The 24,857-nt window shown below is 65.3% G+C and carries 22 protein-coding genes and 1 pseudogene; 15 read left to right on the top strand and 8 right to left on the bottom strand.

What is annotated here, in order from left to right; all coding sequences use genetic code 11:
- The first annotated feature begins 201 nt into the window (after nt 1–201).
- From ffh to rimM, 3 genes are all read left to right on the top strand, one after another.
- The gene (gene ffh / locus GGQ89_RS12935; RefSeq protein ID WP_184106090.1) at nt 202–1,725 is read left to right on the top strand and encodes a signal recognition particle protein; all 1,524 of its coding nucleotides are present in this window, start codon (nt 202–204) and stop codon (nt 1,723–1,725) included.
- A 58-nt stretch (nt 1,726–1,783) separates the two neighbouring features.
- On the top strand, nt 1,784–2,170 hold the full coding sequence (gene rpsP / locus GGQ89_RS12930) for a 30S ribosomal protein S16 (RefSeq protein ID WP_007404083.1): 387 nt from the start codon (nt 1,784–1,786) through the stop codon (nt 2,168–2,170).
- A gap of 152 nt (nt 2,171–2,322) precedes the next feature.
- A complete protein-coding gene (rimM, locus tag GGQ89_RS12925) occupies nt 2,323–2,883 on the top strand; it encodes a ribosome maturation factor RimM (protein ID WP_240456410.1) in 561 nt (186 codons plus the stop codon).
- Here the strand turns inward: rimM and GGQ89_RS12920 are convergent.
- Nucleotides 2,873–3,781 carry an NAD(P)/FAD-dependent oxidoreductase gene (locus tag GGQ89_RS12920; protein ID WP_184106089.1) on the bottom strand — a complete coding sequence of 303 codons (909 nt, stop codon included), beginning with the start codon at nt 3,779–3,781 and terminating at the stop codon, nt 2,873–2,875. The two genes, rimM and GGQ89_RS12920, sit on opposite strands and share 11 nt — an antisense overlap.
- 86 nt (nt 3,782–3,867) lie before the next feature.
- On the opposite strand from GGQ89_RS12920, the gene GGQ89_RS12915 reads away from it, so the two are divergent.
- The 4 genes and pseudogenes from GGQ89_RS12915 to rplS all read left to right on the top strand — a co-directional run bounded on the left by GGQ89_RS12915 (nt 3,868) and on the right by rplS (nt 5,639).
- Nucleotides 3,868–4,140 (top strand): AbrB/MazE/SpoVT family DNA-binding domain-containing protein, encoded by a 273-nt coding sequence (locus GGQ89_RS12915; RefSeq protein WP_184106088.1) that lies wholly within the window; start codon nt 3,868–3,870, stop codon nt 4,138–4,140.
- A 4-nt stretch (nt 4,141–4,144) separates the two neighbouring features.
- Nucleotides 4,145–4,519 (top strand): PIN domain-containing protein, encoded by a 375-nt coding sequence (locus GGQ89_RS12910; RefSeq protein WP_184106087.1) that lies wholly within the window; start codon nt 4,145–4,147, stop codon nt 4,517–4,519.
- Nucleotides 4,516–5,231 (top strand): annotated as a pseudogene (trmD, locus tag GGQ89_RS12905) (tRNA (guanosine(37)-N1)-methyltransferase TrmD); the annotation flags it as partial. The gene GGQ89_RS12910 and the pseudogene trmD, both read left to right, overlap by 4 nt.
- Before the next feature lie 15 nt (nt 5,232–5,246).
- On the top strand, nt 5,247–5,639 hold the full coding sequence (gene rplS / locus GGQ89_RS12900; RefSeq protein WP_042483560.1) for a 50S ribosomal protein L19: 393 nt from the start codon (nt 5,247–5,249) through the stop codon (nt 5,637–5,639).
- A gap of 213 nt (nt 5,640–5,852) precedes the next feature.
- Here rplS and GGQ89_RS12895 read toward each other — a convergent pair whose 3' ends face one another.
- From GGQ89_RS12895 to GGQ89_RS12870, 6 genes are all read right to left on the bottom strand, one after another.
- On the bottom strand, nt 5,853–6,494 hold the full coding sequence (locus GGQ89_RS12895) for a peptidylprolyl isomerase (RefSeq protein ID WP_184106085.1): 642 nt from the start codon (nt 6,492–6,494) through the stop codon (nt 5,853–5,855).
- Between the two features lie 53 nt (nt 6,495–6,547).
- Nucleotides 6,548–7,690: a hypothetical protein gene (locus GGQ89_RS12890; RefSeq protein WP_184106084.1), complete on the bottom strand. Its 1,143-nt coding sequence runs from the start codon at nt 7,688–7,690 to the stop codon at nt 6,548–6,550.
- Nucleotides 7,691–7,910: 220 nt separating this feature from the next.
- Nucleotides 7,911–9,938, bottom strand: coding sequence for an RNA polymerase sigma factor RpoD (rpoD, locus tag GGQ89_RS12885; RefSeq protein WP_184106083.1), 2,028 nt, complete (start codon nt 9,936–9,938; stop codon nt 7,911–7,913).
- A 142-nt stretch (nt 9,939–10,080) separates the two neighbouring features.
- Complete coding sequence (gene dnaG / locus GGQ89_RS12880) at nt 10,081–11,928, bottom strand: DNA primase (RefSeq protein ID WP_184106082.1); 1,848 nt, start codon at nt 11,926–11,928, stop codon at nt 10,081–10,083.
- Between the two features lie 153 nt (nt 11,929–12,081).
- Nucleotides 12,082–12,618, bottom strand: coding sequence for an endonuclease domain-containing protein (locus GGQ89_RS20345; RefSeq protein ID WP_342354524.1), 537 nt, complete (start codon nt 12,616–12,618; stop codon nt 12,082–12,084).
- A gap of 22 nt (nt 12,619–12,640) precedes the next feature.
- Nucleotides 12,641–13,093: a GatB/YqeY domain-containing protein gene (locus GGQ89_RS12870; RefSeq protein ID WP_184106081.1), complete on the bottom strand. Its 453-nt coding sequence runs from the start codon at nt 13,091–13,093 to the stop codon at nt 12,641–12,643.
- 140 nt (nt 13,094–13,233) lie between these two features.
- Here GGQ89_RS12870 and carA point away from each other — a divergent pair, with 140 nt between their 5' ends.
- The 4 genes from carA to GGQ89_RS12850 all read left to right on the top strand — a co-directional run bounded on the left by carA (nt 13,234) and on the right by GGQ89_RS12850 (nt 19,313).
- Nucleotides 13,234–14,415 (top strand): glutamine-hydrolyzing carbamoyl-phosphate synthase small subunit, encoded by a 1,182-nt coding sequence (gene carA, locus GGQ89_RS12865; protein ID WP_184106080.1) that lies wholly within the window; start codon nt 13,234–13,236, stop codon nt 14,413–14,415.
- A 351-nt stretch (nt 14,416–14,766) separates the two neighbouring features.
- A complete protein-coding gene (gene carB / locus GGQ89_RS12860) occupies nt 14,767–18,099 on the top strand; it encodes a carbamoyl-phosphate synthase large subunit (protein ID WP_184106079.1) in 3,333 nt (1,110 codons plus the stop codon).
- A gap of 94 nt (nt 18,100–18,193) precedes the next feature.
- Nucleotides 18,194–18,670: a transcription elongation factor GreA gene (greA, locus tag GGQ89_RS12855; protein WP_184106078.1), complete on the top strand. Its 477-nt coding sequence runs from the start codon at nt 18,194–18,196 to the stop codon at nt 18,668–18,670.
- 4 nt (nt 18,671–18,674) lie between these two features.
- Complete coding sequence (locus GGQ89_RS12850; protein ID WP_184106077.1) at nt 18,675–19,313, top strand: rhomboid family intramembrane serine protease; 639 nt, start codon at nt 18,675–18,677, stop codon at nt 19,311–19,313.
- A 161-nt stretch (nt 19,314–19,474) separates the two neighbouring features.
- On the opposite strand, the gene GGQ89_RS12845 is transcribed toward GGQ89_RS12850, so the two are convergent.
- Nucleotides 19,475–19,690: a DUF4170 domain-containing protein gene (locus GGQ89_RS12845; protein WP_056433879.1), complete on the bottom strand. Its 216-nt coding sequence runs from the start codon at nt 19,688–19,690 to the stop codon at nt 19,475–19,477.
- A 157-nt stretch (nt 19,691–19,847) separates the two neighbouring features.
- Here GGQ89_RS12845 and GGQ89_RS12840 point away from each other — a divergent pair, with 157 nt between their 5' ends.
- From GGQ89_RS12840 to GGQ89_RS12825, 4 genes are all read left to right on the top strand, one after another.
- Nucleotides 19,848–21,098 (top strand): NAD(P)/FAD-dependent oxidoreductase, encoded by a 1,251-nt coding sequence (locus tag GGQ89_RS12840; protein ID WP_184106076.1) that lies wholly within the window; start codon nt 19,848–19,850, stop codon nt 21,096–21,098.
- Nucleotides 21,099–21,173: 75 nt separating this feature from the next.
- A complete protein-coding gene (locus GGQ89_RS12835; RefSeq protein ID WP_184106075.1) occupies nt 21,174–23,414 on the top strand; it encodes an alpha-galactosidase in 2,241 nt (746 codons plus the stop codon).
- Between the two features lie 56 nt (nt 23,415–23,470).
- Nucleotides 23,471–24,370 (top strand): DUF4349 domain-containing protein, encoded by a 900-nt coding sequence (locus GGQ89_RS12830; protein WP_184106074.1) that lies wholly within the window; start codon nt 23,471–23,473, stop codon nt 24,368–24,370.
- A 27-nt stretch (nt 24,371–24,397) separates the two neighbouring features.
- Nucleotides 24,398–24,712 (top strand): hypothetical protein, encoded by a 315-nt coding sequence (locus GGQ89_RS12825; RefSeq protein WP_184106073.1) that lies wholly within the window; start codon nt 24,398–24,400, stop codon nt 24,710–24,712.
- Nucleotides 24,713–24,857: the final 145 nt, after the last annotated feature.

Here is a 24,857-nt window from a genome sequence, read left to right as displayed (position 1 = left end):
TCGGGGCTGGTTGCGTTCGACTTGCACCCGTCGCCATTTTCTCATAAGAGCGCACCCAAGTTCCGTTTCGGAATGTGAAGGTGAAGCGCCCAAGGGTGCACGCTGGCCGGCGAGGTTTCGCCCGCCGGCGCTTTTGCGTTTGGCGGCGCGACACGAGTTTTTGGGCCGGACTCTCCGGCTCGGGTTTGACGAGGTGAGGCGATGTTCGACAGCTTGAGCGATCGGCTTGGCGGCGTATTCGACCGCCTTCGCGGCCGTGGCGCGCTGACCGAGGCGGATGTCCGCACCGCGATGCGCGAAGTGCGCGTGGCATTGCTGGAAGCCGACGTGGCGCTGCCCGTCGCGCGCGACTTCGTCGACAAGGTCACCGAACAGGCGATCGGCCAGAACGTCCTGCGTTCGATCACGCCGGGTCAGCAGGTCGTCAAGATCGTCCATGACGCGCTGGTCGCGATGCTGGGCGCCGATGCCAGCGAGCTGCTGCTCGACGTCACGCCGCCCGCCGTCGTGATGATGGTCGGTCTTCAGGGCTCGGGTAAGACCACGACCACCGCCAAGATCGCCCGCCGCCTGTCGAGCGGTGCGATGGGCCGTGATCGCAAGAAGGTGCTGATGGCGTCGCTCGACGTCAATCGCCCCGCCGCGCAGGAGCAGCTGGCAACGCTCGGCACGCAGGTCGAGGTGTCGACCCTGCCGATCATCGCGGGTCAGCAGCCGGTCGAGATCGCGCGCCGCGCGCTCCAGGCTGCCAAGCTGCAGGGCTATGACGTGCTGATGCTCGACACCGCCGGTCGTCTGCACGTCGACCAGGCGCTGATGGACGAGATGAAGGCGGTGGCGCAGATCGCCCAGCCGCAGGAAATCCTGCTCGTCGTCGACTCGCTGACCGGTCAGGACGCGGTGAACGTCGCGACCAGCTTCTCGGAGCAGGTGCCGCTGACCGGCGTGGTGCTGACCCGTATGGACGGCGATGCGCGCGGTGGTGCGGCGCTGTCGATGCGCGCGGTCACCGGCAAGCCCATCAAGTTCGCCGGTGTCGGCGAAAAGATGGACGCGCTGGAGGCCTTCCATCCGGAGCGTGTCGCGGGCCGCATCCTCGGCATGGGCGACGTCGTGTCGCTGGTCGAGCGCGCCGCCGAGACGATCCAGCAGGAAGATGCCGAGCGCATGGCCATGAAAATGGCCAAGGGTCAGTTCGATCTGAACGACCTGCGCGGCCAGCTGGCCCAGATGCGCCGCATGGGCGGGCTGGGTGCGCTGGCAGGCATGATGCCGGGCATGAAGAAGGCGCAGAACGCGCTCAACGATGCCGGTGGCGACAAAATCCTGCTCCGCATGGACGCGATCATCACGTCGATGACGGTCAAGGAGCGGGCCAAGCCCGAGCTGGTCAACGCCAAGCGCAAGATCCGTATCGCCAAGGGTTCCGGCACCACGGTGCAGGACGTGAACAAGCTCCTGAAGATGCATCAGGAAATGGCCACGGCGATGAAGAAGATCAAGAAGATGGGCGGCATCAAGGGCATGATGGCCATGCTCGGCAAGGGCGGCCTTGGCGGCCTGGGCAATGCACTGGGCGGTCCGCAGATGGGCGAGATGCTCAACAAGGCAGGTGGCGGTAGCGGCCTGCCGGGCATCGGGGGCATGGGTGCGGGCGGCGGCAAGCTGCCCGAGGGCATGCCGAAACTGCCCCCCGGCTTCGAAAATCTTCTGAAGAAAAAATAACCCCCGCGCCGGACGGAATGGCCGGTAATTTTGAACGTTTAACTCCAAGGACTATATAATGGCTCTCAGCATTCGTCTGTCGCGTGGTGGCTCCAAGAAGCGCCCTTACTACCGCATCGTGGTGGCCGACGCCCGTGCGCCGCGCGACGGCAAGTTCATCGAGAAGATCGGCAACTACAACCCGCTCCTCGCCAAGGACAACGACCAGCGCGTGCAGCTCGACGCCGAGCGCGCGAAGCACTGGCTCGCCAATGGCGCGCAGCCGACCGACCGCGTCGCCCGCTTCCTGGACGCCGCCGGTGTCCGTGAGCGCGCCGCTCGCAACAACCCGAACAAGGCGAAGCCGGGCGAAAAGGCCACCGAGCGCGCCGAAGAGCGTGCCGAGAAGCTGAAGGCTGCTCAGGAAGCCGCCAACGCTCCGGCCGAAGAGACCGCCGAGGCCTAATGGCTTTCGGCTTTGCGCTGCCTCGGTCGATCGCGATCGGGGCAGGGCAAGGCACCGGATACGGGGTCATGCGTTTCCAAAGCCAATGGCTTCAGGAGATATGCGCATGACCCCGCCGACCGAACCCGATCCCCGGACCGCACCCGACGACCATGACGACGCGACCAACCAAGGCGTCTCTGCGCCAGACCCCGCCGAAGGCGGAGACGACGCCCCCAACGGGGACGGCAACTCGCCCAACGGGTGAGCCGCACGTCACGCTGGCCGTCATCATCGGCGCGCACGGCATTACGGGCGAGGTTCGGCTCAAGGTCTTTGCCGACGACCTGTCGGACTATCGCTCGTTCAATGACGGCGCGCTGACGTTGAAGTCGGCGCGTGACGGTTCGAACGGCGTCATCGCACGCTTCACCGAGGTCACCGACCGCAACGCCGCCGAGGCGCTTCGCGGCACGGAACTGACGGTACCGCGCTCCGCCCTGCCTCCGCTGGAAGAGGGCGAATATTATCATGCCGACATTATAGGCCTGTCCGCGATCGCCAGCGATGGCGAGGAACTGGGCCATGTCGCGTTGATCGAGAATTTCGGCGCGGGCGACGTGCTCGAGATCGAACGTCCCGATGGCCGCCGGTTCATGGTGCCGATGAACGCGCAGGCCGTGCCCGAATGGGATCAGGATCGCCTGATCGTGGAACGCGCCTTCATCGCCTGATCGGCGATTGCTCGTTCAGCAGGTTGCGGATCGTCGTGGCCGCGACTCCGGCCTCGCCCATGGCGTGGCTGATCTGATCCAGCCCCTTCACCACATCCCCTGCCGCGAACAGGCCGGGGACCGACGTCCGTTGATGGTCGTCGACTTCCAGGCATCCGCTCGGGTCCGCCTTCGCGCCTGCCGATACCGCCAGTTCCGACCGGATACGCGAGCCCATCGCCGGATAGACGCTGTCGAAGCGCATCCGCCCGTTCGCCGTGTCGAGCGCGATTTGCTCGCCTTCGATTGCCCAGCCGCCGCAGGGGCCGTCCACGCGTGACACGCCTGCTTCGTCCAGCGCTTTGGCACATGCCGGGTCGAGGTCATGCGCGGCATCGGGCGCGATCAGCGTTACGTCTTTGGTAAACCCGCGCAGGAACAGCGCCTCGCGCATGCCATGGTCGCTGGTGCCGATGACGCCGACCCGCTTGTCGGTGACCTCATAGCCGTCACAAACCGGGCAATAGCGGATCAGCCCACGCTCCAGCGCCGGATCGTGCACCTCGGGCAGGAGCTTGCGGGGACGGTGATTGACCACGCCCGTGGCGAGCAGGACGGTTCGGGTGCGATACTCGACCTCATCGGTGACGACGCGGAAGTGACCTTTTTCGGGGTGGATCGCCGAGACCCGGTGCGGCGTGCAATGCGCGCCGTAACGACGCGCCTGATCGTGCATACGTGACAGCAAGGCCTTGCCGCTGATGCCTTCCGGGAAACCGGCATGATTGTGCGTACATGGGATCATCGCGGCCCGGCTCGATCCGCTGTCGAACATATGGATGCGCAGGTGATAGCGCGCCAGATAGATCGCGGCCGTCAGCCCGGCGGGGCCCGCCCCAATGATGATGCAATCGTCCATGGCGGGGGCAAAGCCTCAATCAGCGCAACGTTCCTTGGCGTCGCGCAGTACATCATGTATATACGCGATGTATATACGGAGGCTTTATGGGCAAGGATTATCAGGCAAAGGTCTTCCGCTCGGGCAATTCGCTTGCACTTCGCTTGCCTGCCGCGCTGGGGCTGACAGAGGGGACGGAGATGACGCTGCGCGAAGAGCAGGGGCGTTATGTGTTCGAGCCCGTTCAGACGCCGCCCAAGACGATCGATCTGACCGGCATCGCAGGCTCTATGCCGTGGCTGAAGCCGATCGAACGGGAAGAACGCGAGTTCGACGATCCCGAGCGGCCCTGGCACCTGCTGAACGATAAGGACGCATAAAGCAGTGCGCTACCTGATCGACACCAATTGCTGCATTTTCCTGTTTGCCGGGGAATATCCGGCTCTGCTGGAACGTGTTGCGGCGACGCCCGTGGGAGAGATCGGATTGTCCAGCATCGTTTTCGCCGAATTGGCGCTGGGTGTCCGTCACGGCAAGCCGCCGCGGGAACGGCAACTGGAGCAGTTGGCGACGCAGATGCCGATCCTGCCGTTCGACGAAGCGGCGGCGCGCTGCTATGCGACCCTTCCGTTTCGACGGGGACGGTTCGACCGGCTGCTCGGTGCCCATGCCCTCAGCCTGGGCAGCACCGTCATCACCGATAACGAAGCCGACTTCGCCGACATCCCCGGCCTGACTATCGAGAACTGGACGCTGTGACCTTTCGCGCGACGATATTGACGCTCTATCCCGAGATGTTTCCCGGTCCCTTGGGCCATTCGCTGGCGGGGCGGGCGCTGCGCGAGGATCGCTGGGGGCTGGAGACGGTCCAGATCCGCGACTTTGCGACCGACAAGCATCGTTCGGTCGACGATACTCCCGCGGGCGGCGGCGCCGGTATGGTGTTGCGCGCCGATGTGCTGGCGGCGGCGGTGGATTCGGTGGCGGACGACCGGCCCGTGCTGGCGATGACGCCGCGCGGGCGTCCGCTCACCCAGCCGCGCGTTCGCGAAATCGCGGCGGGGCCGGGCGTCACCATATTGTGCGGCCGTTTCGAGGGGTTCGACGAGCGCCTGTTCGACGCGCGCGGCATCGAACAGGTGTCGATCGGCGACTATATCCTGTCGGGCGGCGAGATGGGGGCGCTGGTGCTGCTCGACGCTTGCGTTCGGCTGCTTCCCGGCGTAATGGGCGCGGCTTCCAGTGGAGTCGAGGAAAGCTTCGAAAGCGGCCTCCTCGAATATCCGCAATATACCCGACCCGCCGAGTGGGAAGGGCGCACGATCCCTGAAGTGCTGCGATCGGGGGATCATGCGAAAATCGCAAAATGGCGTCATGCCAGGGCTTGCGAGGATACACGGTCAAGGCGGCCGGACCTTTGGGAACGTCATGAGGGCGTTCGGGTCGGTCGCCCTCTGGCGCGCGGCGACGATTGAGGAATAGTGTCATGAACGTGATCCAGCAGATCGAAGCTGAGCAGATCGCCAAGTTCAACGAGACGAAAAAGATCCCGGAATTCCGCCCCGGCGACACGCTGAAGGTCGGTGTGAAGGTCGTCGAAGGCGAGCGCACCCGCGTCCAGTTCTATGAGGGCGTCTGCATCGCCCGCTCGAACAAGGGCATGGGCTCGTCGTTCACGGTCCGCAAGATCTCCTTCGGTGAGGGTGTGGAGCGCGTCTTCCCGCTCTACTCGCCGAATGTCGACTCGATCGAAGTGGTTCGTCGCGGCGCCGTGCGTCGTGCGAAGCTCTATTACCTGCGCGGTCGCACCGGCAAGTCGGCGCGTATCGCCGAGCGTCGCGATCCGCGTCCGGCCAAGGGCACCGCAGCCGCCGAGTAATCGGCGCGGCGGACCGTCCAGCGGTTCGACAGGGAAGGGGCGGTGGCACCAAGCGGTGCCGCCGCCCTTTTTCTATGCATTACCCCAATCTCCGTTCAGCCTGAGCGAAGTCGAAGGCCACGCCCCAGCAGTAGCCGCGAGCGGGCCGGACGCTAATTGGATAGGTCATCCCTTGGCCTTCGACTTCGCTCAGGCCGAACGGAGGATGGGACGTTATCCCCCGAAATTGTACAGCCACATCTTGGGCTCCTTGGTCGGCTGCGGCTTGCCGTCCAGTCGCTTGGCGTTGATCAGGGTGACGGGTTTGAAGATCATCTGCCCCTTCATCGCGTCCTGCCCACCGCCCGAGGGCTTGGCGAGGATCTTCTTCACCGTGTCCATCCCCGCGACCACGCGCCCGAACGCGGCATAGCCGTCATAGCCCGGTCGCGCGTCCATGCCGGGCGTCGGCCCGACGGTGATGAAGAAATTGCCGCCCGCCGAGGACGGCGTCGTCCCCCGCGCCATCGAGATCGTGGCGTCGAGATGCTTGATCCCGGTCTGGCTCGTCTTCTCCAGCGGGAAGGGGGGCAGGATGCGGCGCGCATCGGTGCGGATGCCGCCCTGTACGAAGCCCTTTTGCGGGTCGCGCTTGTCCCGTGCCGCGCGGTAGAAGCTGGTCCCGTCGAACCGGCCGTCATCGACATAGGCGAGGAAGTTCTTCGATGTCGCAGGCGCATGGCGCGTGTCGAGCGCAACGACGATCGCTCCCTCCGACGTGTTGAGCTGCACCCGGATGGTGCCGGGGCGGGGGACATTCTGGTTGGCGGGGGCGGCTGCGATCAGCAGGGCGAGAAACGGCAACGCATACTTCATGGCGCCTATCCTAGCGGGTGCGACGGCCGATGTCATTTGCCCGAAGCCCTGCATCACGGCGCTGGCGACATCGCTCCCCAGCCGTCCAGTGCAGGCACCAAATCGTCCGGCACGGCCCTCAGCCGTGCCGCGAGGATCGAAGCAAGGAGCGGATGGCCGCGAACCTCGTACATGAAGCGTGCATCATACCCCCGGCGCCGGAATGCGGGTTGCAGCTCCACCAGCGCCTCTCCGCCATAAGGATCGTCGCGCAGCATCTCGGCATAGCTTTGTGCGGTGAGGGCGACGTCGCGTGTGCAAAGCCCCAGTTGCTTGCGCAGCTTGACGGTCGGATCGATCCGGACACGCCGGTCCTGTGGCTCGGTGATCGGGTAGAGCGGGGCGGCGGCAGCCTTGGCCTCCGCCGTCCGGCCCAGTTGCTGAAGCGCACAGGCGCGTATCCAGGCGAACTGGCGGTCGCTGCCTTTAATCCGAACGTCGCCTGAGAAGATGCCGCCGGGGGCCTGGAAGCGCGCCTCGACCGCATCGATCGCGGCCAGCGCCTCGGCGGGGCGGTGCAGGTCGAGCAGTACCGATGCCCGGCTGGCCTCGAGGTTGAGCTTCACACGGTCGTTCCCCAATGGTGGGATAGCGGCTTCCAGAACGTCCAGCGTGCCCTGGCTGTCGCCGCGAACGTCCCGGGCCTTGGCCAGCCACTGCGACATCGCCGCCCAATGGATCGACCAAAACGAGTTACCCTGTTGTGGTTCGGCGATGCGGGCGTCCTCCATCAACTGGGTCGCCTCCGCGACCTGTCCTGCCGCCAGCAGGGCATCGGCCAATTGGAAAGTCGGACGAAGACGCGGGCGGACGACCGAGGCGATGGCGCTATCCGCCTGTTTGGTACGCCCCTTCGCCAAGACGGCTCTCGCATCCGCGACCAGGGCCTCGCGCAAGGCGGTAAGCGAGGGGCCAGCCCATGTCAGCAGCTGTGGCCAGATGGCGGCGAGACGACGGTCGGCCAGCACGGCAAGGGCGTCGTCGATAGTGTCGATATCGACCACGCTTTCGCCTTCGGCCGCGCGGATCGTCACCGTCGCATGGGTCGGCGATAGCGGGCGGAATGTCGCCTCGCTGGCAAAGGCCTGCGCAGTTGACGCTATCGGCGCAGGGCTCTGCACGATCGCCGCCGTCGACAGAAAAAATGCGATCATCATGGCCCATATCCCCCTGGGTCGGAGGATGGCCCGACCGCCGTCGGCAGCGCAACCCCGGCTGACGTGCGATCCCTTAGAGCAGGATGATATTATATGGAATCGACGTGATCCCCTCCCCTGAAGGGGAGGGGGGGTCCTTTTCGGGTCATGAGAATCTAAAAGCAAAGAGGCCGCCGATCCTGCGACCGGCGACCCCTTTGGTGATCCTCGCGACCCGACCTTACTGGTCGAGGAAGCTGCGCATCTTGCGGCTGCGGCTCGGATGCTTCAGCTTGCGGAGCGCCTTCGCCTCGATCTGGCGAATGCGTTCGCGGGTGACCGAGAATTGCTGGCCGACCTCTTCCAGCGTGTGATCGGTGTTCATGCCGATGCCGAAGCGCATGCGCAGCACGCGCTCTTCGCGCGGGGTGAGCGAGGCGAGGACGCGGGTGACCGTCTCCTTCAGGTTCGCCTGAATGGCCGCGTCCACCGGGATGACTGCGTTCTTGTCCTCGATGAAGTCGCCGAGGTGCGAATCCTCCTCGTCGCCGATCGGCGTTTCGAGCGAGATCGGCTCCTTGGCGATCTTCATCACCTTGCGCACCTTCTCCAGCGGCATGGAGAGGCGCTCGGCCATCTCCTCCGGGGTCGGTTCGCGGCCCTGCTCGTGCAGGAACTGGCGGCTGGTACGGACCAGCTTGTTGATCGTCTCGATCATATGGACCGGAATACGGATGGTCCGCGCCTGGTCGGCGATCGAGCGGGTGATCGCCTGACGGATCCACCAGGTCGCATAGGTCGAGAATTTGTAACCACGGCGATATTCAAACTTATCGACCGCCTTCATCAGGCCGATATTGCCCTCCTGGATAAGGTCCAGGAATTGCAGGCCGCGATTGGTGTATTTCTTGGCGATGGAGATGACGAGGCGCAGATTGGCCTCGACCATTTCCTTCTTGGCGATACGCGCCTCGCGCTCGCCCTTCTGCACCATGTTTACGATGCGGCGGAATTCGGTCAGCGCCATGCCGGTCTGTTGCGAGATGTCGGCGATCTCGCTGCGGATGCGGTCGACGGTGGCGGCTTCGTTGGTGGCGAAATTGCCCCACTTCTTGTCGACGCCGCGCACGGTATCGAGCCAGTTCTCGTCCAGCTCGTGACCCAGATAGCGGTCGAGGAAGTCCTTGCGGTTGACCTTGTGCCGCTCGGCCAGACGCAGCATCTGGCCGCCCAGCGCGGTCAGGCGGCGGTTATAGGCGTAGAGCTGGTCGACCAGGAATTCGATCTTGGCGTTGTGGAACTGAACGCTCTCGACCTCGGCGGTCAGTTCTTCGCGCAGCTTGTGGTACTTGCGCTCCTCGGCCGACGACAGCTCGCCGCCCAGCGCCATGGACTCCAGGCGCTGCTGCTGGATCTTCGAGAATTTCTTGTAGATCGCGGTGATGTTGGCGAACTTCTCCAGCGCCTGAGGCTTGAGCGTCTCCTCCATCTGGGCGAGGGACAGGGTATTGTCCTCTTCCTCGTCCTCGGCGCGGGGCCCGCGACGTTCGCCGCCCTCGCCATCCTCGTCATCGACCGAGGATTCCTCGGGCTCTTCTTCTTCCTTGAACTGGGGACCGGCGTTCTTGGCGCTGATCTCGCCATTGTCGTCCTCGTCCTCCTCGCCCAGATTTTCCGGGCCGGCGTCCTTGGACAGCATGGCGTCGAGATCGAGGATCTCGCGCAGCTGCATCGTGCCTTCGTTCAGCGCGGTCGACCAGTCGATGATCGCGTTGAAGGTGATCGGGCTTTCGCACAGCCCCAGGATCATCGTGTCGCGACCCGCCTCGATCCGCTTGGCGATGGCGATCTCGCCCTCGCGGCTCAGCAGTTCGACCGCGCCCATCTCGCGCAGGTACATGCGGACCGGATCGTCGGTGCGATCGACGGTTTCCTTCTTCTTCGCCTCGGGCTGCGGGCCGCCATCGGATTCGGCGTCCGTGGTTTCGGCGTCGTCGGCCTCTTCCTCGGACTCGCCGTCCTCACCCTGTTCCTCATTCTCGACGATATTGACGCCCATCTCGTTCAGGGCGGCCATGATATCTTCGAGCTGGTCGGAGGACATCTGGTCCTGCGGCAGCGCTTCGTTCAGCTGGTCGTACGTGATGTAGCCGCGCTTCTTGGCGCGCGCGATCAGCTTCTTGATCGACGCCTCGTTCAGGTCGATCAGCGGCGCATCGCCCGTTTCCGTGGTATCGGTCGTATCCGCCGCCATATTCGCCTTCGCCATCAAATGCCCTCAGGGTTCCGTGCCCGGCCTCTGTCACACCGCTCGCAGGTGATGCAAGCGGGTGAGGGGGCCATGCGTAATTTTCCAGTGCGGGCGTAGGTCGCCCAATATGCCCCGGATATGGGGCGGGAGAGGTGCTGTATCAAGCGGCCTCCCCGGCTTGCTTCTCGGCCAGATCGCGCGCCGCCTCCAGCCAGCGATAGAGTTCGTCGCGCGATTGCGCATGTGCCGCATGGCACCGCGTCTGCTCGGCGAAGCGATCCTCGGTCATGTCGGTCTGGAACGCCTGCACCGCGCGTTCGCGGTTCGCGCGCGTCTCGCTTTCCTCCAGCATGACCTCGATGATCTTTTCCAGGTCGCGGACCGCAATGGCCGGGTCGCTGGTCTTGCTGAAGAAGCTGAACGCCAGGTCGCGGGTATAGTCGCGCGCGTCGATCGGATGGACGTCGGTCGTCGCCATGATCTGTTCGATCAGGCTTTCCGCCTCCGCCGCATCCTTGCGCGACAGATGAGGATCGTTGACCGCCGCGTCGAGCAGGTGATGCCGCCAGTCGTTGAGATAGCGGTCGCCCATGTCCAACCGGCTGATCTCGTCCATGTAGCGGCACAGGACATGCGGATAGCGCATCAGGCCGAGCAGCACCGCGCGCTTCAGGCTGTACTCGACACCGCGCCCAACATGGCGATTGGCTTCGGCCACCGCCTGATGCACCGCCGCCGCATTGACCCGCCGGATGCCGAAGATGTCGAAATAGCGCGACATCATCGCGCGCTTGTACTCGTAGGCCAGATCCTTGTGCGGGATCTGCTGCGCCAGTTCCTCCAGCCGCTGCTTCAACGCGGCGCGGCCCTCGGGCGTGTCGGTCTGGGCCTGGGCGATCTCCGACTGCCAGAGCAGGTCGCTGAGCGGCGTGGCGCGGGTGAGCACCGCCTCGAACCCCGCTGCGCCTTTTTCCTGCACCAGGTCGTCCGGGTCCTGGCCTTGCGGCAGGGTGACGAAGGACAGGCTCTTGCCCGGCTGGAGCAGCGGCAGCGCGCGATGGGCGGCGCGGATCGCGGCCTTCTGGCCCGCCGCATCGCCGTCGAAGCAGAGCGTCGGCACGTCGACCATCCGCCACAGCCGTTCCAGCTGATGCTCGGTCAGCGCGGTGCCCAGCGGCGCGACGGCTTCCTCGATCCCGGCCTGGGCGAGGGCGATCACGTCCATATAGCCCTCGACCACCAGCACCCGGCCGGACTTGCGCACGGCGGGGGCGGCACGGTCGAGATTGTAGAGGGTGCGGCCCTTGTCGAAGAGCGGCGTGTCGGGGGAGTTCAGATATTTCGGCTCGCCGTCGCCCATGATCCGGCCGCCGAACGCGATCACCCGGCCGCGCGCGTCGCGGATCGGGATCATCAATCGGCCGCGGAACCGGTCATACGGGTCCTTGCCGTCGACCTTGATTAGCAGCCCGCACTCGATCAGCGTGGGGTCGCCATATTCGGCCAGCGCCGTCTTCAGCTTGCCCCGGCTGTCAGGTGCGAAACCCAGGCCGAAGGCGCGCGCCGTGTCCGGCGTGACCCGGCGGCGGGTCAGCAACTCGCGCGCATCACCGCCCGACAGCCCCCCCAGCTGTTCGGAAAACCATGCGGCGGCATCGGCCATCACATCGTGCAGGCCCTTGGCCCGCTCCGCCTTCTGCGCGGCGCGGCGGTCCTGGGCTGGCATGTCGAGTCCGGCGACCTGCGCCAGTTCCTTGACCGCGTCGATAAAGGGCAGTCCGCGCTGGTCGGTCATCCAGCGAATGGCATCGCCATGCGCCGAACAGCCGAAACAGTGGTAAAAGCCCTTGTCGTCGTTGACGTAGAAGCTGGGCGTCTTTTCGTTATGGAAAGGGCAGCAGCCCTTATATTCCCGGCCCGCCTTTTGCAGCTTCACCGTCTTGCCGATCAGCGCCGACAGACTGGTCCGAGCGCGAAGCTCGTCAAGGAATTGCGGGGTCAGGCTCATGGCGTCCGCGTGATTATAATTGGTAGCGGGATGGGGGTGTTTTGGCAAGGGGTGGGGTGGTTTCGGATGGTCCGGGTTTGCCCTCCCCTCGATCCCCTCCCGCCTGCGGGAGGGGAAGCGCATTTGGTGGAGGACAGTCCTCTCGGCCGGGCGCTACGGGCTCCCCTCCCGCAGGCGGGAGGGGCTGGGGGAGGGCCTTTCCGCAAGCGTGCGCTCGATGGTTGCAACGACGCCCTCCAGATTGCCCAGAACGTCGTTGTTCCAGAAGCGGATGACCCGCCAGCCTTGCGCTTTGAGATAGTGGGTTCGGGCTTCGTCGTAAGCTTCGTGTTCGGCATGATGGCCGCCATCGACTTCAACGATTAGCTTTTCCGACCGGGCGGCGAAGTCGGCGATGTACGGGCCGACCGGCACTTGGCGGTTGAAGCGGACGCCTGCGACCTGGCGTCTCGATAAGGCCCGCCACAACCGTCGCTCCGTATCGGTCGGGTTCAGGCGCAGTTCCCGCGCCTGTTTCGTGGGCCGGTTTTCGCGGAAAGGCCGGGGGCCCTCCCCTCGGTCCCCTCCCGCCTGCGGGAGGGGATGCGTTTGTGGCAGAGGACTGTCCTCTCCTCGAAGCGAAACAGGCTCCCCTCCCGCAGGCGGGAGGGGCTGGGGGAGGGGACTCCGCTCGCGATCGATCCGATCCACCAGCCCAACTCCCCACCTCACATCACGCCAGCGAAGCCTTCACCAACCCGCTGGCCTTGCTCATATCGAGCACCGCCCCATGCCGCGCCTTCAGCTCGGCCATCACCCGGCCCATGTCCTTCATGCCGCTCGCCCCGATCTCCGCCTTGATCGCCTCGATCGCGGCCTTGGTCTCATCCTCGGTCAGCGTCTGCGGCAGGAAGCGCTCGATCACCGCCACTTCGGCCTTTTCGGCGTCGGCCAGTTCCTGGCGGCCGCCCTGTTCGTACATGGCGATCGATTCGCGGCGCTGCTTGACCATCTTTTGCAGCACTTCGATCACGACCATGTCGTCGTCGGCGGGTGCTTCGCCGGTGCGGAGTTCGATGTCGCGGTTCTTGATGGCGGCCTGGATCAGGCTGATCGCCGCGCGGCTTTCCTTGTCGCCCGCTTTCATGGCGGCCACCTGCGCGGCCTTGATGTCGTCGCGAATCATGTTTCGTCCGTCTTGTCTGAAAGGCGGGGACGATAGCGTACGTAACCATTTCCGTGAACCGGTTGACGGATGGCCACATGGGGTCTAGCGGACGCCACTTAGCGACATTGCAGACATTTTAGCAGGAGTGCCCGCCGATCATGGCCGACGCCAAGCCATTCGCCATGCCCGAAAAGCCTGAAGGCGCCACGGGCGTTCTCGTTCTGGCGAACGGAGACGTGTTATGGGGGCGCGGTTTCGGCGTCGAGGGTGATGCCGTCGGTGAGGTGTGCTTCCACACCGCGATGACCGGCTATCAGGAGATCATGACCGATCCGTCCTTTGCGGGCCAGATCATCACCTTCACCTTCCCGCATATCGGCAATGTCGGGGCCAACCCCGACGATATCGAGGCGGACGCGCCGCACGCGCTGGGCATGATCGTCCGTGAGGACCCGACCGCCCCGTCCAACTTCCGCGCGATGGAGAACCTTGCCGGATGGATGGCGCGGCACAACCGCATCGGCCTGGCGGGCATCGACACCCGCGCGCTGACCCGCCGCATCCGGGCCGCCGGCGCGCCCAACGGCGTGATCGCGCATTCGGCTTCGGGCGAGTTCGACATCGCCGCACTGCTCGAAAAGGCGAAGGCCTGGCCGGGGCTGGAAGGCATGGACCTCGCCAAGGACGTGTCGACCGAGCTGCATTATGGCTGGGGCGAGACGCGCGAGGGCGGGTTGTGGCGGTTGGGCTTCGGCTATGCCGGTGCCGAGGGCGAGGATCGCCCGCACGTCGTCGCGATCGATTATGGCAGCAAGCACAACATCTTCCGCAACCTGGTTCAGGCCGGGGCGAAGGTGTCGGTGGTCCCCGCCACTGCGTCCTATGAGGATGTGATGGCGCTGAACCCCGACGGCATCTTCCTGTCCAACGGCCCCGGTGATCCGGCGGCGACGGGCGACTATGCGGTGCCGGTGATCCGCCAGCTGCTCGACACGGGCAAGCCTCTGTTCGGCATCTGCCTGGGTCACCAGCTTCTGGGTCTGGCGGTCGGCGCCAAGACCACCAAGATGCACCAGGGCCATCGCGGCGCGAACCACCCGGTCAAGCGCCTGTCCGACGGTTTGGTCGAGATCACCAGCATGAACCACGGCTTCGCGGTCGAGCGCGAGACGCTGCCCGCGAACGCGCGCGAGACGCATGTGTCGCTGTTCGACGGGTCGAATGCGGGCCTGGAACTGACCGACCGCCCGGCCTTCTCGGTCCAGTACCACCCCGAAGCCTCGCCGGGGCCGCAGGACAGCTTCTATCTATTCGAGCGGTTCGTGGGATCGCTTCGGTAATGAAGCGGGCGGCTCCCCTCGCGATGTTGGCGGCATTCGCCCTGTTGACAGGGTGTACGGCGCAATCCGGGGGGAAGCCGTTTCTAACTAAAAAAGCTTTCTCGCGTGCCGCGGGTCGGTGTCACGTCGTCTCCAAGGGGGTCTCCCGCCCTAGGAACGGCCAAATTCCCTATGCAAGTTATCGCATTCCGGGGCCGGGCGGCAAAGCCCGATCGGACGAGGGGGAAAGCCGAGCTTGCCTGACGGACGCGCTTCGCGGCTATCGGTACGATTATCTGGGCGAGGAAATTCCTGAGCCCGGCAGTGATGATAGCCCTTATCCAGCATCCCTTTTGAATGGTCATCGCCCAAATGCCAAAACGCACTGACATCTCCTCCATCCTCGTCATCGGCGCTGGCCCGATCGTCATCGGTCAGGCGTGCGAGTTCGATTATTCGGGCACGCAGGCGATCAAGGCCCTGAAGGAAGAGGGTTATCGCATCGTCCTGGTCAATTCGAACCCGGCGACGATCATGACCGATCCCGAGCTGGCCGACGCGACCTATGTCGAGCCGATCACGCCCGCCGTCGTCGCCAAGATCATCGAGAAGGAGCGCCCCGATGCGGTCCTGCCGACCATGGGCGGCCAGACCGCGCTGAACACCGCGCTGGCGCTGTTCCATGACGGCACGCTGGAGAAGTTCGGCGTCCAGATGATCGGCGCCGATGCCGAGGCGATCGACAAGGCCGAGGACCGTCAGAAGTTCAAGGTCGCGATGGAGAAGATCGGGCTTGAATCGGCCCGCTCGGCGATCGCGCATACCGAGGCGGAAGCGCTGGCGGGGCTGGAGAAGGTCGGCCTTCCCGCCATCATCCGCCCCAGCTTCACGCTGGGCGGCACCGGCGGCGGCGTCGCGTATAACCGCGAGGAGTTCATCGCCATCGTCCGCGCCGGGCTCGACGCCTCGCCGACGACCGAGGTGCTGATCGAGGAATCGCTCCTCGGTTGGAAGGAATATGAGATGGAAGTCGTGCGTGATCGCAACGACAATTCCATCATCATCTGCTCGATCGAGAATATCGATCCGATGGGCGTCCACACCGGCGACTCGATCACCGTCGCGCCCGCGCTGACCCTGACCGACAAGGAATATCAGATCATGCGCAACGCCAGCCTGGCGGTGCTGCGTGAGATCGGCGTGGAGACGGGCGGCTCGAACGTGCAGTTCGCGGTCAATCCGAAGGACGGCCGCCTGATCGTCATCGAGATGAACCCGCGCGTGTCGCGCTCATCCGCGCTGGCGTCGAAGGCGACCGGCTTCCCGATCGCCAAGGTCGCGGCCAAGCTGGCGGTCGGCTATACGCTGGACGAGATCGAGAACGACATCACCGGCGCGACCCCGGCCTCGTTCGAGCCGACGATCGACTATGTCGTCACCAAGATCCCGCGCTTCGCCTTCGAGAAGTTCAAGGGTTCGGAGCCGGTGCTGTCGACCGCGATGAAGTCGGTCGGCGAGGTCATGGCGATCGGCCGCAACATCCACGAGTCGATGCAGAAGGCGCTGCGCGGTCTGGAAACCGGCCTCAGCGGCTTCAACGATGTCGAGCATCTGGTCGGTGCCCCCCGTGCCGAGATCGAGGCGGCGCTGGCCAAGGCGACCCCTGATCGGCTGCTGGTCGCCGCCCAGGCGCTGCGCGAAGGCTTCACCGTCGCCGAGGTCCATGCGATCGCCAAGTACGATCCCTGGTTCCTGGAGCGGATCGCGGAGATCGTCGCGGCCGAGGCCGAGGTCATGCAGAATGGCCTGCCGCAGGACGCGGCCGGTATGCGCCGCCTGAAGGCGATGGGCTTCTCCGACAAGCGGCTCGCTTATCTGGCGCTGCAATCGGCGAACCTGCGCGGTATGGATCGCGGCATCGCGCGTGGGTCTGGCCTGATCCACGAGGTCGTCAAGATGATGACCGGCGGTGTCACCGAGCAGGAGGTGCGCGAGCATCGCCAGAAGCTGGGCGTGCGTCCCGTCTTCAAGCGGATCGACACCTGCGCGGCCGAGTTCGACGCGAAGACGCCGTATATGTACTCGACCTACGAAGCCCCGACCTTCGGCGAGCCCGAGGACGAGGCGGTACCCAGCGATCGCAAGAAGATCGTGATCCTGGGCGGCGGTCCGAACCGGATCGGGCAGGGCATCGAGTTCGACTATTGCTGCTGCCACGCCTGCTTCGCGCTGGCGGATGCGGGCTATGAGACGATCATGGTCAACTGCAACCCGGAAACGGTCAGCACCGACTATGACACCTCGGACCGGCTCTATTTCGAGCCGCTGACCGCCGAGGACGTGTTGGCGATCCTGGACGTCGAGAAGTCGAAGGGCGAGCTGGTCGGCGTGATCGTGCAGTTCGGCGGCCAGACCCCGCTGAACCTCGCCCGCGCGCTGGAATCGGCGGGTATCCCGATCCTGGGCACCAGCCCCGACGCGATCGACCTGGCCGAGGACCGCGAGCAGTTCGCGGCGCTGGTCGACAAGCTGAAGCTGCACCAGCCCAAGAACGGCATCGCGCGCAGCCGCGAGGAAGCGCTGATCGTCGCCGAGCGCGTCGGCTATCCAGTGCTGATGCGCCCCAGCTTCGTGCTGGGCGGCCGCGCCATGGAGATCGTCGACGGCCCGCAGCAGCTGGAGGATTATATCCAGACGGCGGTGCAGGTGTCGGGCGACGCCCCGGTGCTGATCGACCAGTATCTGCGTGACGCGATCGAGGTGGACGTGGACGCGATCTGCGACGGCGAGCAGGTCGTCGTGGCGGGCGTGCTCCAGCATATCGAGGAAGCGGGCGTCCATTCGGGCGACTCGGCCTGCTCGCTGCCGCCCTACAGCCTGTCGGCCGAAATCATCGCAGAGATCGAGCGTCAGGCGGAAGCCCTTGCGCGCGGCCTGAACGTGCGCGGCCTGATGAACATCCAGTTCGCGGTGAAGGACGGCACAGTCTATCTGATCGAGGTCAACCCGCGCGCCAGCCGCACGGTGCCCTTCGTCGCCAAGGCGATCGGCACGCCCATCGCCAAGATCGCCGCACGCGTCATGGCGGGCGAGAAGCTGGCCGACCTGCCGCAGATCGACCGTCATATCGATTACTACGCGGTCAAGGAAGCGGTCTTCCCCTTCGCGCGCTTCCCCGGTGTCGATCCGGTGCTGTCGCCCGAAATGAAGTCCACGGGCGAAGTCATGGGCATCGACCCCGACTTCACCACCGCCTTCGCCAAGTCGCAGCTGGGGGCGGGCACCGTGCTGCCGACCGAAGGCGCGGTCTTCATCAGCGTGAAGGACGGCGACAAGGAACAGATCGTTCCCGCCGCCCGGATGCTGTCGGAAGCGGGCTTCGCGATCGTCGCGACCGGTGGCACCGCCGATTATCTCGACCGTGCAGGCGTCACGGTCGAGAAGATCAACAAGGTGGCGCAAGGACGGCCGCATATCGTCGACCGGATCAAGGACGGCGGCATCACCCTGATCTTTAACACGACCGAGGGGTGGCAGAGCCTGAAGGACTCCAAGCCGATCCGCGAAGCCGCGCTCGGCCAGAAGATTCCCTACTTCACCACGGCGCCCGCCAGCGTCGAGGCGGCGAAGGCGATTGCGGCGTCGGCGACCCGTGGTCTTGAAGTACGTCCCCTGCAATCCTACTATTCGCGTTCGCACAACTGATCCCGACATGAGAACATGATGTGCTGGCGGGCCGCTCTCCCGGTTTGGGAGGGCGGTCCGTACCGGGAATGCGTAAGAATTGGGGACTAGGAATATGGCGACCGTCGAAAAGATGCCGATGCTCCAGGAGGGCTATGACAAGCTCACCCAGGACCTGCGGCGTCTGAAAGAAGAGCGGCCGCTGATCGTCGACGCGATCGAGGAAGCGCGTGCACACGGCGACCTGTCCGAAAACGCCGAATATCATGCGGCCAAGGAACGGCAGGGTCAGGTCGAGGCGACGATCGCCGACATCGAGGACAAGCTGAGCCGTGCGCAGATCATCGACCCGAAGGATTTGTCGGGCGACAAGATCGTGTTCGGTGCGACCGTCACGCTGCTCGACGAGGACGACAAGCCGGTCAAGTATCAGATCGTCGGCCAGACCGAGGCGGACGCCAAGACCGGTCGGATCAGCTACAACTCGCCGCTCGGCCGTGCGCTGATCGGGCGCAAGCTGGACGAAGAGGTCGAGGTGACGGTGCCGTCGGGCGACCGTTATTACGTCGTCAGCAAGATCCAGTTCATCTGACCCGATGAACTGGACAGCGGCACGGGCCACGACGGCCATCGCGGTCGTCACGGCGGCCGTGTCGCTGATCCTCATCGTCACCGGCATGGTGCCGGATGCGGCGGTGGCGGGCGGGTTCATACCCCTGCGCTTCGAGGGGGCGGTCCTTCCGCCCGATTTCGGCTTTGCGGTGCCGACGCTGCTGACCCCGCTCAGCGCGACGCTGATCCATGGCGGGTTCGCGCATATCGCCTTCAATCTGGTTATGCTGGTCTATTGCGGTGCGCAGACCGAGCGCGCGCTCGGGCCGCGAGGCATCGCGGTGCTGTACGTCGTGGGTGCCTATGCCGCCGCGATGGCGCAATATTTTCCCGATCCCGCTTCGCCCATGCCGATGATCGGTGCGAGCGGCGCAATCTCTGCCATTGTCGGGGCCTATGCGCTGCTGTTCGGACGGCGGCGCGCGACCCGGGGTATCGCCGGACTGTCGGCGGAATTCACCCATGTCCTGTGGCTGGCGGCCGGATGGATCGGTATCCAGCTGCTGCTCGGCTATGCGGGCATGGGAATGGGTGCGATCGCGGTCGCCGCGCATATCGGCGGGTTCATCGCCGGGCTGGTCTTTGCCAAGCCGTTGCTGCTGTGGCGCTATCGCAACGCTTGAAGCGAGGGGGACTTCATCCCACCCTCCGTTCCGCCTGAGCCAAGTCGAAGGCCACGCCTGAACCTCGCCCAGCATCGGCGGCATCCCGTGCACTTCGACTTCGCTCGGTGCGGACGGGGTTCTGGAAGGTAGGGCGGAATAGACTTCCGCCCCCATCCCAATCAGTCGAGCGTCGGCTCGAGCAGGCGGTGCAGGTGCACCACCACGAACTTCATCTCGGCATCGTCGACGGTACGCTGCGCGGCGGCGCGCCAGGCCTTTTCGGCGCTGGCATAGTCGGGGAATACGCCGACCACTTCCAGCCCGGCGGGATCGACGAAATCGAGGGTCTGCGGGTCGCTGACGCGGCCGCCGAACACGAGGTGCAGCTTGCTCATGGTGTCTCCTGAGGATTTGCCCTTTCCCCTAGCGGCAAGCGTCGCGCGATTGAAGACGGTCTTTCGCACTTGCAACGCTTTGTCATGGTCGTTGGGTCATGGTCATTTGCGTCGTGGTCATTGGCAGCCGCCGCCGATCCATCCTAGAGGATAGGCCATGACCGATATGCACAATCCCTCTTACGACATCGTTATCGTCGGCACCGGCCATGCGGGGGCGCAGGCTGCCATCGCGCTGCGTCAGGAAGGGTTCGAGGGCACGATCGCGATGATCGGTGAAGAGGACTGGCCGCCCTATGAGCGCCCGCCGCTGTCCAAGGAGTATCTGGCCGGGGACAAGCCGTTCGAGCGTACCCTGATCCGCCCCGAGCGTTTCTGGGAAGAGCGCGCGATCACGCTGCGGCTGGGCGAGCAGGTCGTCGCGGTCGATGCCGAGGCGCGGTGCCTGACCACGGCGGCGGGCATCGTGATCGACTATTGCACGCTGATCTGGGCGGCGGGTGGCCATGCCCGGCGGCTGAGCTGCGACGGCCACCAGCTGACCGGCGTGCACGGTGTCCGCAGCCGCGCCGATGTCGACCGGCTGATCGCCGAACTGCCGGATGTGGCGCAGGTGGTGGTGATCGGCGGCGGCTATATCGGTCTGGAGGCCGCCGCCGTGCTGACCAAGTTCGGCAAGGCCGTCACCATCGTCGAGGCGCAGGACCGGGTGCTCGCGCGTGTCGCGGGCGAGGCCCTGTCGCGCTTCTACGAAGCCGAACACCGTGCGCATGGCGTGACGGTGCGGCTCAACGAGAGCGTGGCGTGTATCGAGGGAGAGGAGCGGATCAGCGGCGTCCGGCTGGCAGACGGTACGGTGCTGGCCGCTCAGATGGCGATTGTCGGCATCGGCATCGTGCCCGCGGTCCAGCCCCTGATCGCGGCCGGAGCGGCGGGCGACAATGGCGTGGCGGTCGATGCGCAGGGGCGCACCAGCCTGCCCCATATCTATGCGGTCGGCGATTGCGCGGCCCATGCCAACGACTTTGCCGACGGTGCCGTCATCCGGCTGGAATCGGTGCAGAACGCCCATGATCAGGCGACGGTGGCGGCGCGCACGATCATGGGGCGCGAGGTCGCCTATCATGCCGTGCCCTGGTTCTGGTCGAACCAATATGACCTGAAGCTGCAAACGGTCGGTCTGTCGATGGGGCATGACCAGACGATCGTGCGTGGCGATCCGGCCTCACGCAGCTTCTCAGTCGCCTATCTGCGGCAGGGCCGGGTGATCGCGCTCGATTGCGTCAATGCGATGCGCGACTTTGTGCAGGGTAAGGCGCTGGTCGCCGGTGGCGCCACCGTGCCGGTCGAGGCGCTGGCCGATGCCGGTCGTCCGCTCAAGACGCTGTGGCCGCTGGCCGTGCCTTGAGCTTCTAAAACAAGCGCTTGCATCACAGCCCCGCGCTATGTCAGACTTAATGCAAAGGTTTGCAGGAGAGGTGTGATGCGCTGGCGGAATGCGATTCTGGCAGGGGTGGGTCTGGCTGCGCTGGCGGCGCCGGTTTCGGCGAAGGTGACCGCACCGACGGGGGCGAAGGTGTTTCGCCTCGATGGCGGCGGCGTCACCTATGCGATGGGGGTGGACGAGAAGGGCTATCTCCAACCGCTCTACTGGGGATCGGCGCTGGCGGAGGGCGATCCGCTGATCTCGGGCGATCCGGTCAAGACGGGCGACCCGATCGTCCTGAAGGCGCCGGGCGAACTGTCCGGCTTTGACCCCGCCGGATCGGTCACGCTTCAGGAATATCCGGGGCAGGGCGAGGGGCTGGTCAGCGAGCCGGGCGTCAAGGCGCTGTTCGCCGACGGCAATCGTGACCTCGTCCTGAAATATCGCAGCCACAAGGCCAGCGGAGAGACGCTGACCGTCGAGCTGGCCGATATCCGGCAACCGCTATTCGTCACCCTGACCTATACGATCGACCCCGCGACGGGCATCATCGCGCGCTCGGCCAAGGTTCGGAACGGCGATGCCAGGCCGGTGCGTGTCGACCAGCTGGCGGCGGCGGTCCTCTCGCTGCCGGTCGGCGACGATTACCGGCTTCATTATCTGACCGGCCGCCACGCCGCCGAATGGACCCGGAAGACGGTGCCGGTCGAGGCCGCCGCGACCATATTGGAAAGCCGTCGCGGATCGACCGGCCATGGCAACAATCCCTGGTTCGCGATCGGCCGCGAAGGCCTGACCAGTGAGGAGCATGGGCCGGTCTGGTATGGTGCGCTGGCCTGGTCGGGCTCGTTCCGGATCAGCGTGGCGTCCGACAATCTGGGCCGGGTGCGGATCGCGGGCGGATACAATCCTTACGACTTCTCCTGGACGCTGAAGCCGGGCGAGACGCTCGACACGCCGGTCTTCTATGCGGGCTATTCCGGCGACGGGCTGGGCGGGGCCTCGCGCACCTTCCACAAGTTCGAGGTCGCCAACATCCTGCCGCACGGGACCAAGGCGCGGCTGCGCCCGGTCCTCTACAATAGCTGGGAGGCCACCGCCTTCGACGTGACCGAGGCGGGGCAGATGGCGCTGGCCGAAAAGGCGGCGAAGATCGGCGTCGAGCGGTTCGTGGTCGATGACGGCTGGTTCGGCGCACGCAACAACGACAAGGCCGGCTTAGGCGACTGGACCGTCAACCCGACCAAATTCCCCAATGGCCTCAAACCCCTGATCGACCGGGTGAAGGGGCTGGGCATGGACTTTGGCCTATGGGTCGAGCCGGAGATGGTCAATGTCGACAGCGACCTCTACCGCGCGCATCCCGACTGGGTGTTGAACTTCCCCGACCGGCCGCGCACCGAGGGGCGCAACCAGTTGGTCCTGAACCTCGCGCGCGCCGATGTCCGCGATCACCTGCTGAGCGTGCTCGACAAGCTGGTCAGCGACAACGACATCGCCTTCCTGAAATGGGACTATAACCGCAACTGGACCGAGGCGGGCTGGCCCGAACGGCCGGTCGCCGACCAGCAGCGCGTCTATGTCGATTATGTCCGCAACCTCTATTTCATCCTGTCCGAGCTGCGGCGGCGGCATCCGAAGCTGGAGATCGAGGCGTGTTCCGGCGGCGGTGGTCGGGTGGACCTGGGCATCATCGGGCTGACCGATGAGGTCTGGCCCTCGGACAATACCGATCCGGCCGACCGGCTGACCATCCAGGACGGTTTTACCCGCGCCTATCCGGTGGCGGTGATGATGGCCTGGGTCACGGACAGCCCCAATTGGGCGAACACGCGCGTGACCAGCCTGGATTATCGTTTCCTGTCGTCGATGCAGGGCGGGCTGGGGATCGGCGCGAACCTGGACAAATGGGCGGACGCGGACTTCGCCACTGCACGCAAATGGGTCGCGGCCTATAAGACCATCCGCGAGACGGTGCAGCGCGGCGCGCTCTATCGCCTGGAGTCGCCCAGCGGCGACGATGCGACCTCGGCGACCATGTATGTCGGGCAGGACAAAAGGCAGGCGGTGATGTTCCAGATGCTGCATTCGTCGATGTGGCGCGACAATCCCGCCGCCATCCACGCGCAGGGGCTGGACCCGGCACGGGTCTATACGGTGCGGATGCTTGACGGATCGGCCCGACCCGCGGGTGTGCCGGAGCGGGCATCGGGGGCCTATTGGATGAACCGGGGCTTGCGTGCGCCGCTGAAGGGGGATTTCGTCGGCACGGCCTTTGTGTTCGAGGCTGTGGGATAGGCTTGACGCTGGCGGGGAACCGGGTGACCCTGACCTGGGTCAACGGGGGGTGAGTCATGAGGCGAACGATCGCGCCAGTGCTGGCGGCGGCATGTCTGGTGTCTTGCGATCAGGCGCCCATTCGCAAGACAACCGAGAAGCTCGAGGCCTTCGACGTCCAAGAGCCGGACTCGGCTCCGGCGACGGCGGCCGCCGGATTGCAGATCGCCTATAGCTATACCGTTTCCTATGTTTTCGATCGGCCGACGGTTGCCAAGGTGCAGGGTGATCAACTCACTTTGTGTCGCCGTCTCGGCAATGCCCGCTGTCTGGTGGTACGCTCGACCCTGCATGCGCCCGGCGTCGGTGGCGATGCGGCCGCTGCCGGTGTCGCTACCGTCGATGAGGCGATGCTACTGGTCGATGCGCGCCTCGCGACGCAATTCAACCGGCGCCTCGACGCTTTGGCGAAGGCGGGCGGCGCACGGCTGTCCGAGCGAGAATCCACGGCGGAGGATGTGACGCGGCAGGTGATCGACGCGAATGCCAAGGTCCGCGCCAAACAGGCGTTGGCTGAGCGATTGCTGACGATCATCCGCTCGGCCAAGGGCAATGTCGGTGAACTGGTGCAGGCCGAACGCGCCTATGCGACCACGCAGGAAGAGCTGGATGCGGCGCGGCAGGAACAGGCCAGCCTGGCGCAGCGCGTCGCCATGTCGCCGGTGACGATCAACTATTTTTACAATGATCCGCCGGAATCGCGGGGCGTCATCCTCAAAAGTCTTCGGTCGGCGGGCGACACGCTGGCGAACAGCCTGGCGGCGATGATCGCGGTCATCGTGGCCGCGCTGCCCTGGTTGGCGGTTGGCGGTGGGCTGTGGCTGCTTGTGCGTCGTATCGCGCGCAAGCGGGGCTGGCGTCGTCCGCGATGGGGGCGGAAGGCGTCCGGGGACATGTCGCCTCCCACGGGCGGCTAAGACTTTCGACTGATCGGAGGGGGCGAGATGAACGCGACGGGATGGAGTGTGGTGGCCTGTCTATTGGTGGCGGGTTGTGCCACCACGCCCCGCGAAAAGCCGGTGCTGACCAACCGTGCGCTCGCTCGTGCGGCGGCGAAATGCCATGTGAGATCGCTGGGCGTCCATTATTCGCGAACCGGCAAGCTGCCTTATGGCGACTATCTGGTGCCATTGGCGGAGCGTGACGCTGCGCCCGACGATCAGCCCAGTTTCCATTGCATGTCCGAAGCGCTGAAGGGTTATCGCCGCGATTATCTGCGGCTGGTCGTTAAGGACCCCGTTGTCCAACCCCGGAAGTAGCAGCGTTTATTCTTGATGCCGGACGGTCGGGCGGCCGTCGCGGCGCTGCCCTGGCTTTGCGCGCGTTCACGGGTAGGATAGACAAGGAGCGAGCCGATGATCCCGGTCGAGCAGGTTGCGTCAATTCCCGATGCCGCGCCCGTGA

The organism is Sphingomonas yabuuchiae (assembly GCF_014199595.1).
Classification (GTDB): Bacteria; Pseudomonadota; Alphaproteobacteria; order Sphingomonadales; family Sphingomonadaceae; genus Sphingomonas; species Sphingomonas yabuuchiae.
The sequence above is the reverse complement of the archived record's forward strand: the minus strand, read 5'-3'. Positions and strand labels throughout refer to the sequence as shown.

Excerpts from the sequence above, each read along its gene's own strand:
- GGQ89_RS12845 (WP_056433879.1), bottom strand. The coding sequence starts at position 19,690 with ATGAGCAAGCTGCACCTCGTGTTCGGCGGCCGCGTCAGCGACCCGCAG.
- rpsP (WP_007404083.1), top strand. The coding sequence starts at position 1,784 with ATGGCTCTCAGCATTCGTCTGTCGCGTGGTGGCTCCAAGAAGCGCCCT.
- GGQ89_RS12840 (WP_184106076.1), top strand. The coding sequence starts at position 19,848 with ATGACCGATATGCACAATCCCTCTTACGACATCGTTATCGTCGGCACC.
- rpoD (WP_184106083.1), bottom strand. The coding sequence starts at position 9,938 with ATGGCGAAGGCGAATATGGCGGCGGATACGACCGATACCACGGAAACG.
- dnaG (WP_184106082.1), bottom strand. The coding sequence starts at position 11,928 with ATGAGCCTGACCCCGCAATTCCTTGACGAGCTTCGCGCTCGGACCAGT.
- carA (WP_184106080.1), top strand. The coding sequence starts at position 13,234 with ATGGCCGACGCCAAGCCATTCGCCATGCCCGAAAAGCCTGAAGGCGCC.
- GGQ89_RS12890 (WP_184106084.1), bottom strand. The coding sequence starts at position 7,690 with ATGATGATCGCATTTTTTCTGTCGACGGCGGCGATCGTGCAGAGCCCT.
- carB (WP_184106079.1), top strand. The coding sequence starts at position 14,767 with ATGCCAAAACGCACTGACATCTCCTCCATCCTCGTCATCGGCGCTGGC.
- GGQ89_RS12895 (WP_184106085.1), bottom strand. The coding sequence starts at position 6,494 with ATGAAGTATGCGTTGCCGTTTCTCGCCCTGCTGATCGCAGCCGCCCCC.
- ffh (WP_184106090.1), top strand. The coding sequence starts at position 202 with ATGTTCGACAGCTTGAGCGATCGGCTTGGCGGCGTATTCGACCGCCTT.
- GGQ89_RS12850 (WP_184106077.1), top strand. The coding sequence starts at position 18,675 with ATGAACTGGACAGCGGCACGGGCCACGACGGCCATCGCGGTCGTCACG.
- rimM (WP_240456410.1), top strand. The coding sequence starts at position 2,323 with ATGACGACGCGACCAACCAAGGCGTCTCTGCGCCAGACCCCGCCGAAG.
- GGQ89_RS12835 (WP_184106075.1), top strand. The coding sequence starts at position 21,174 with ATGCGCTGGCGGAATGCGATTCTGGCAGGGGTGGGTCTGGCTGCGCTG.
- GGQ89_RS12825 (WP_184106073.1), top strand. The coding sequence starts at position 24,398 with ATGAACGCGACGGGATGGAGTGTGGTGGCCTGTCTATTGGTGGCGGGT.
- GGQ89_RS12870 (WP_184106081.1), bottom strand. The coding sequence starts at position 13,093 with ATGATTCGCGACGACATCAAGGCCGCGCAGGTGGCCGCCATGAAAGCG.
- GGQ89_RS12830 (WP_184106074.1), top strand. The coding sequence starts at position 23,471 with ATGAGGCGAACGATCGCGCCAGTGCTGGCGGCGGCATGTCTGGTGTCT.
- greA (WP_184106078.1), top strand. The coding sequence starts at position 18,194 with ATGGCGACCGTCGAAAAGATGCCGATGCTCCAGGAGGGCTATGACAAG.
- GGQ89_RS12920 (WP_184106089.1), bottom strand. The coding sequence starts at position 3,781 with ATGGACGATTGCATCATCATTGGGGCGGGCCCCGCCGGGCTGACGGCC.
- rplS (WP_042483560.1), top strand. The coding sequence starts at position 5,247 with ATGAACGTGATCCAGCAGATCGAAGCTGAGCAGATCGCCAAGTTCAAC.
- GGQ89_RS12915 (WP_184106088.1), top strand. The coding sequence starts at position 3,868 with ATGGGCAAGGATTATCAGGCAAAGGTCTTCCGCTCGGGCAATTCGCTT.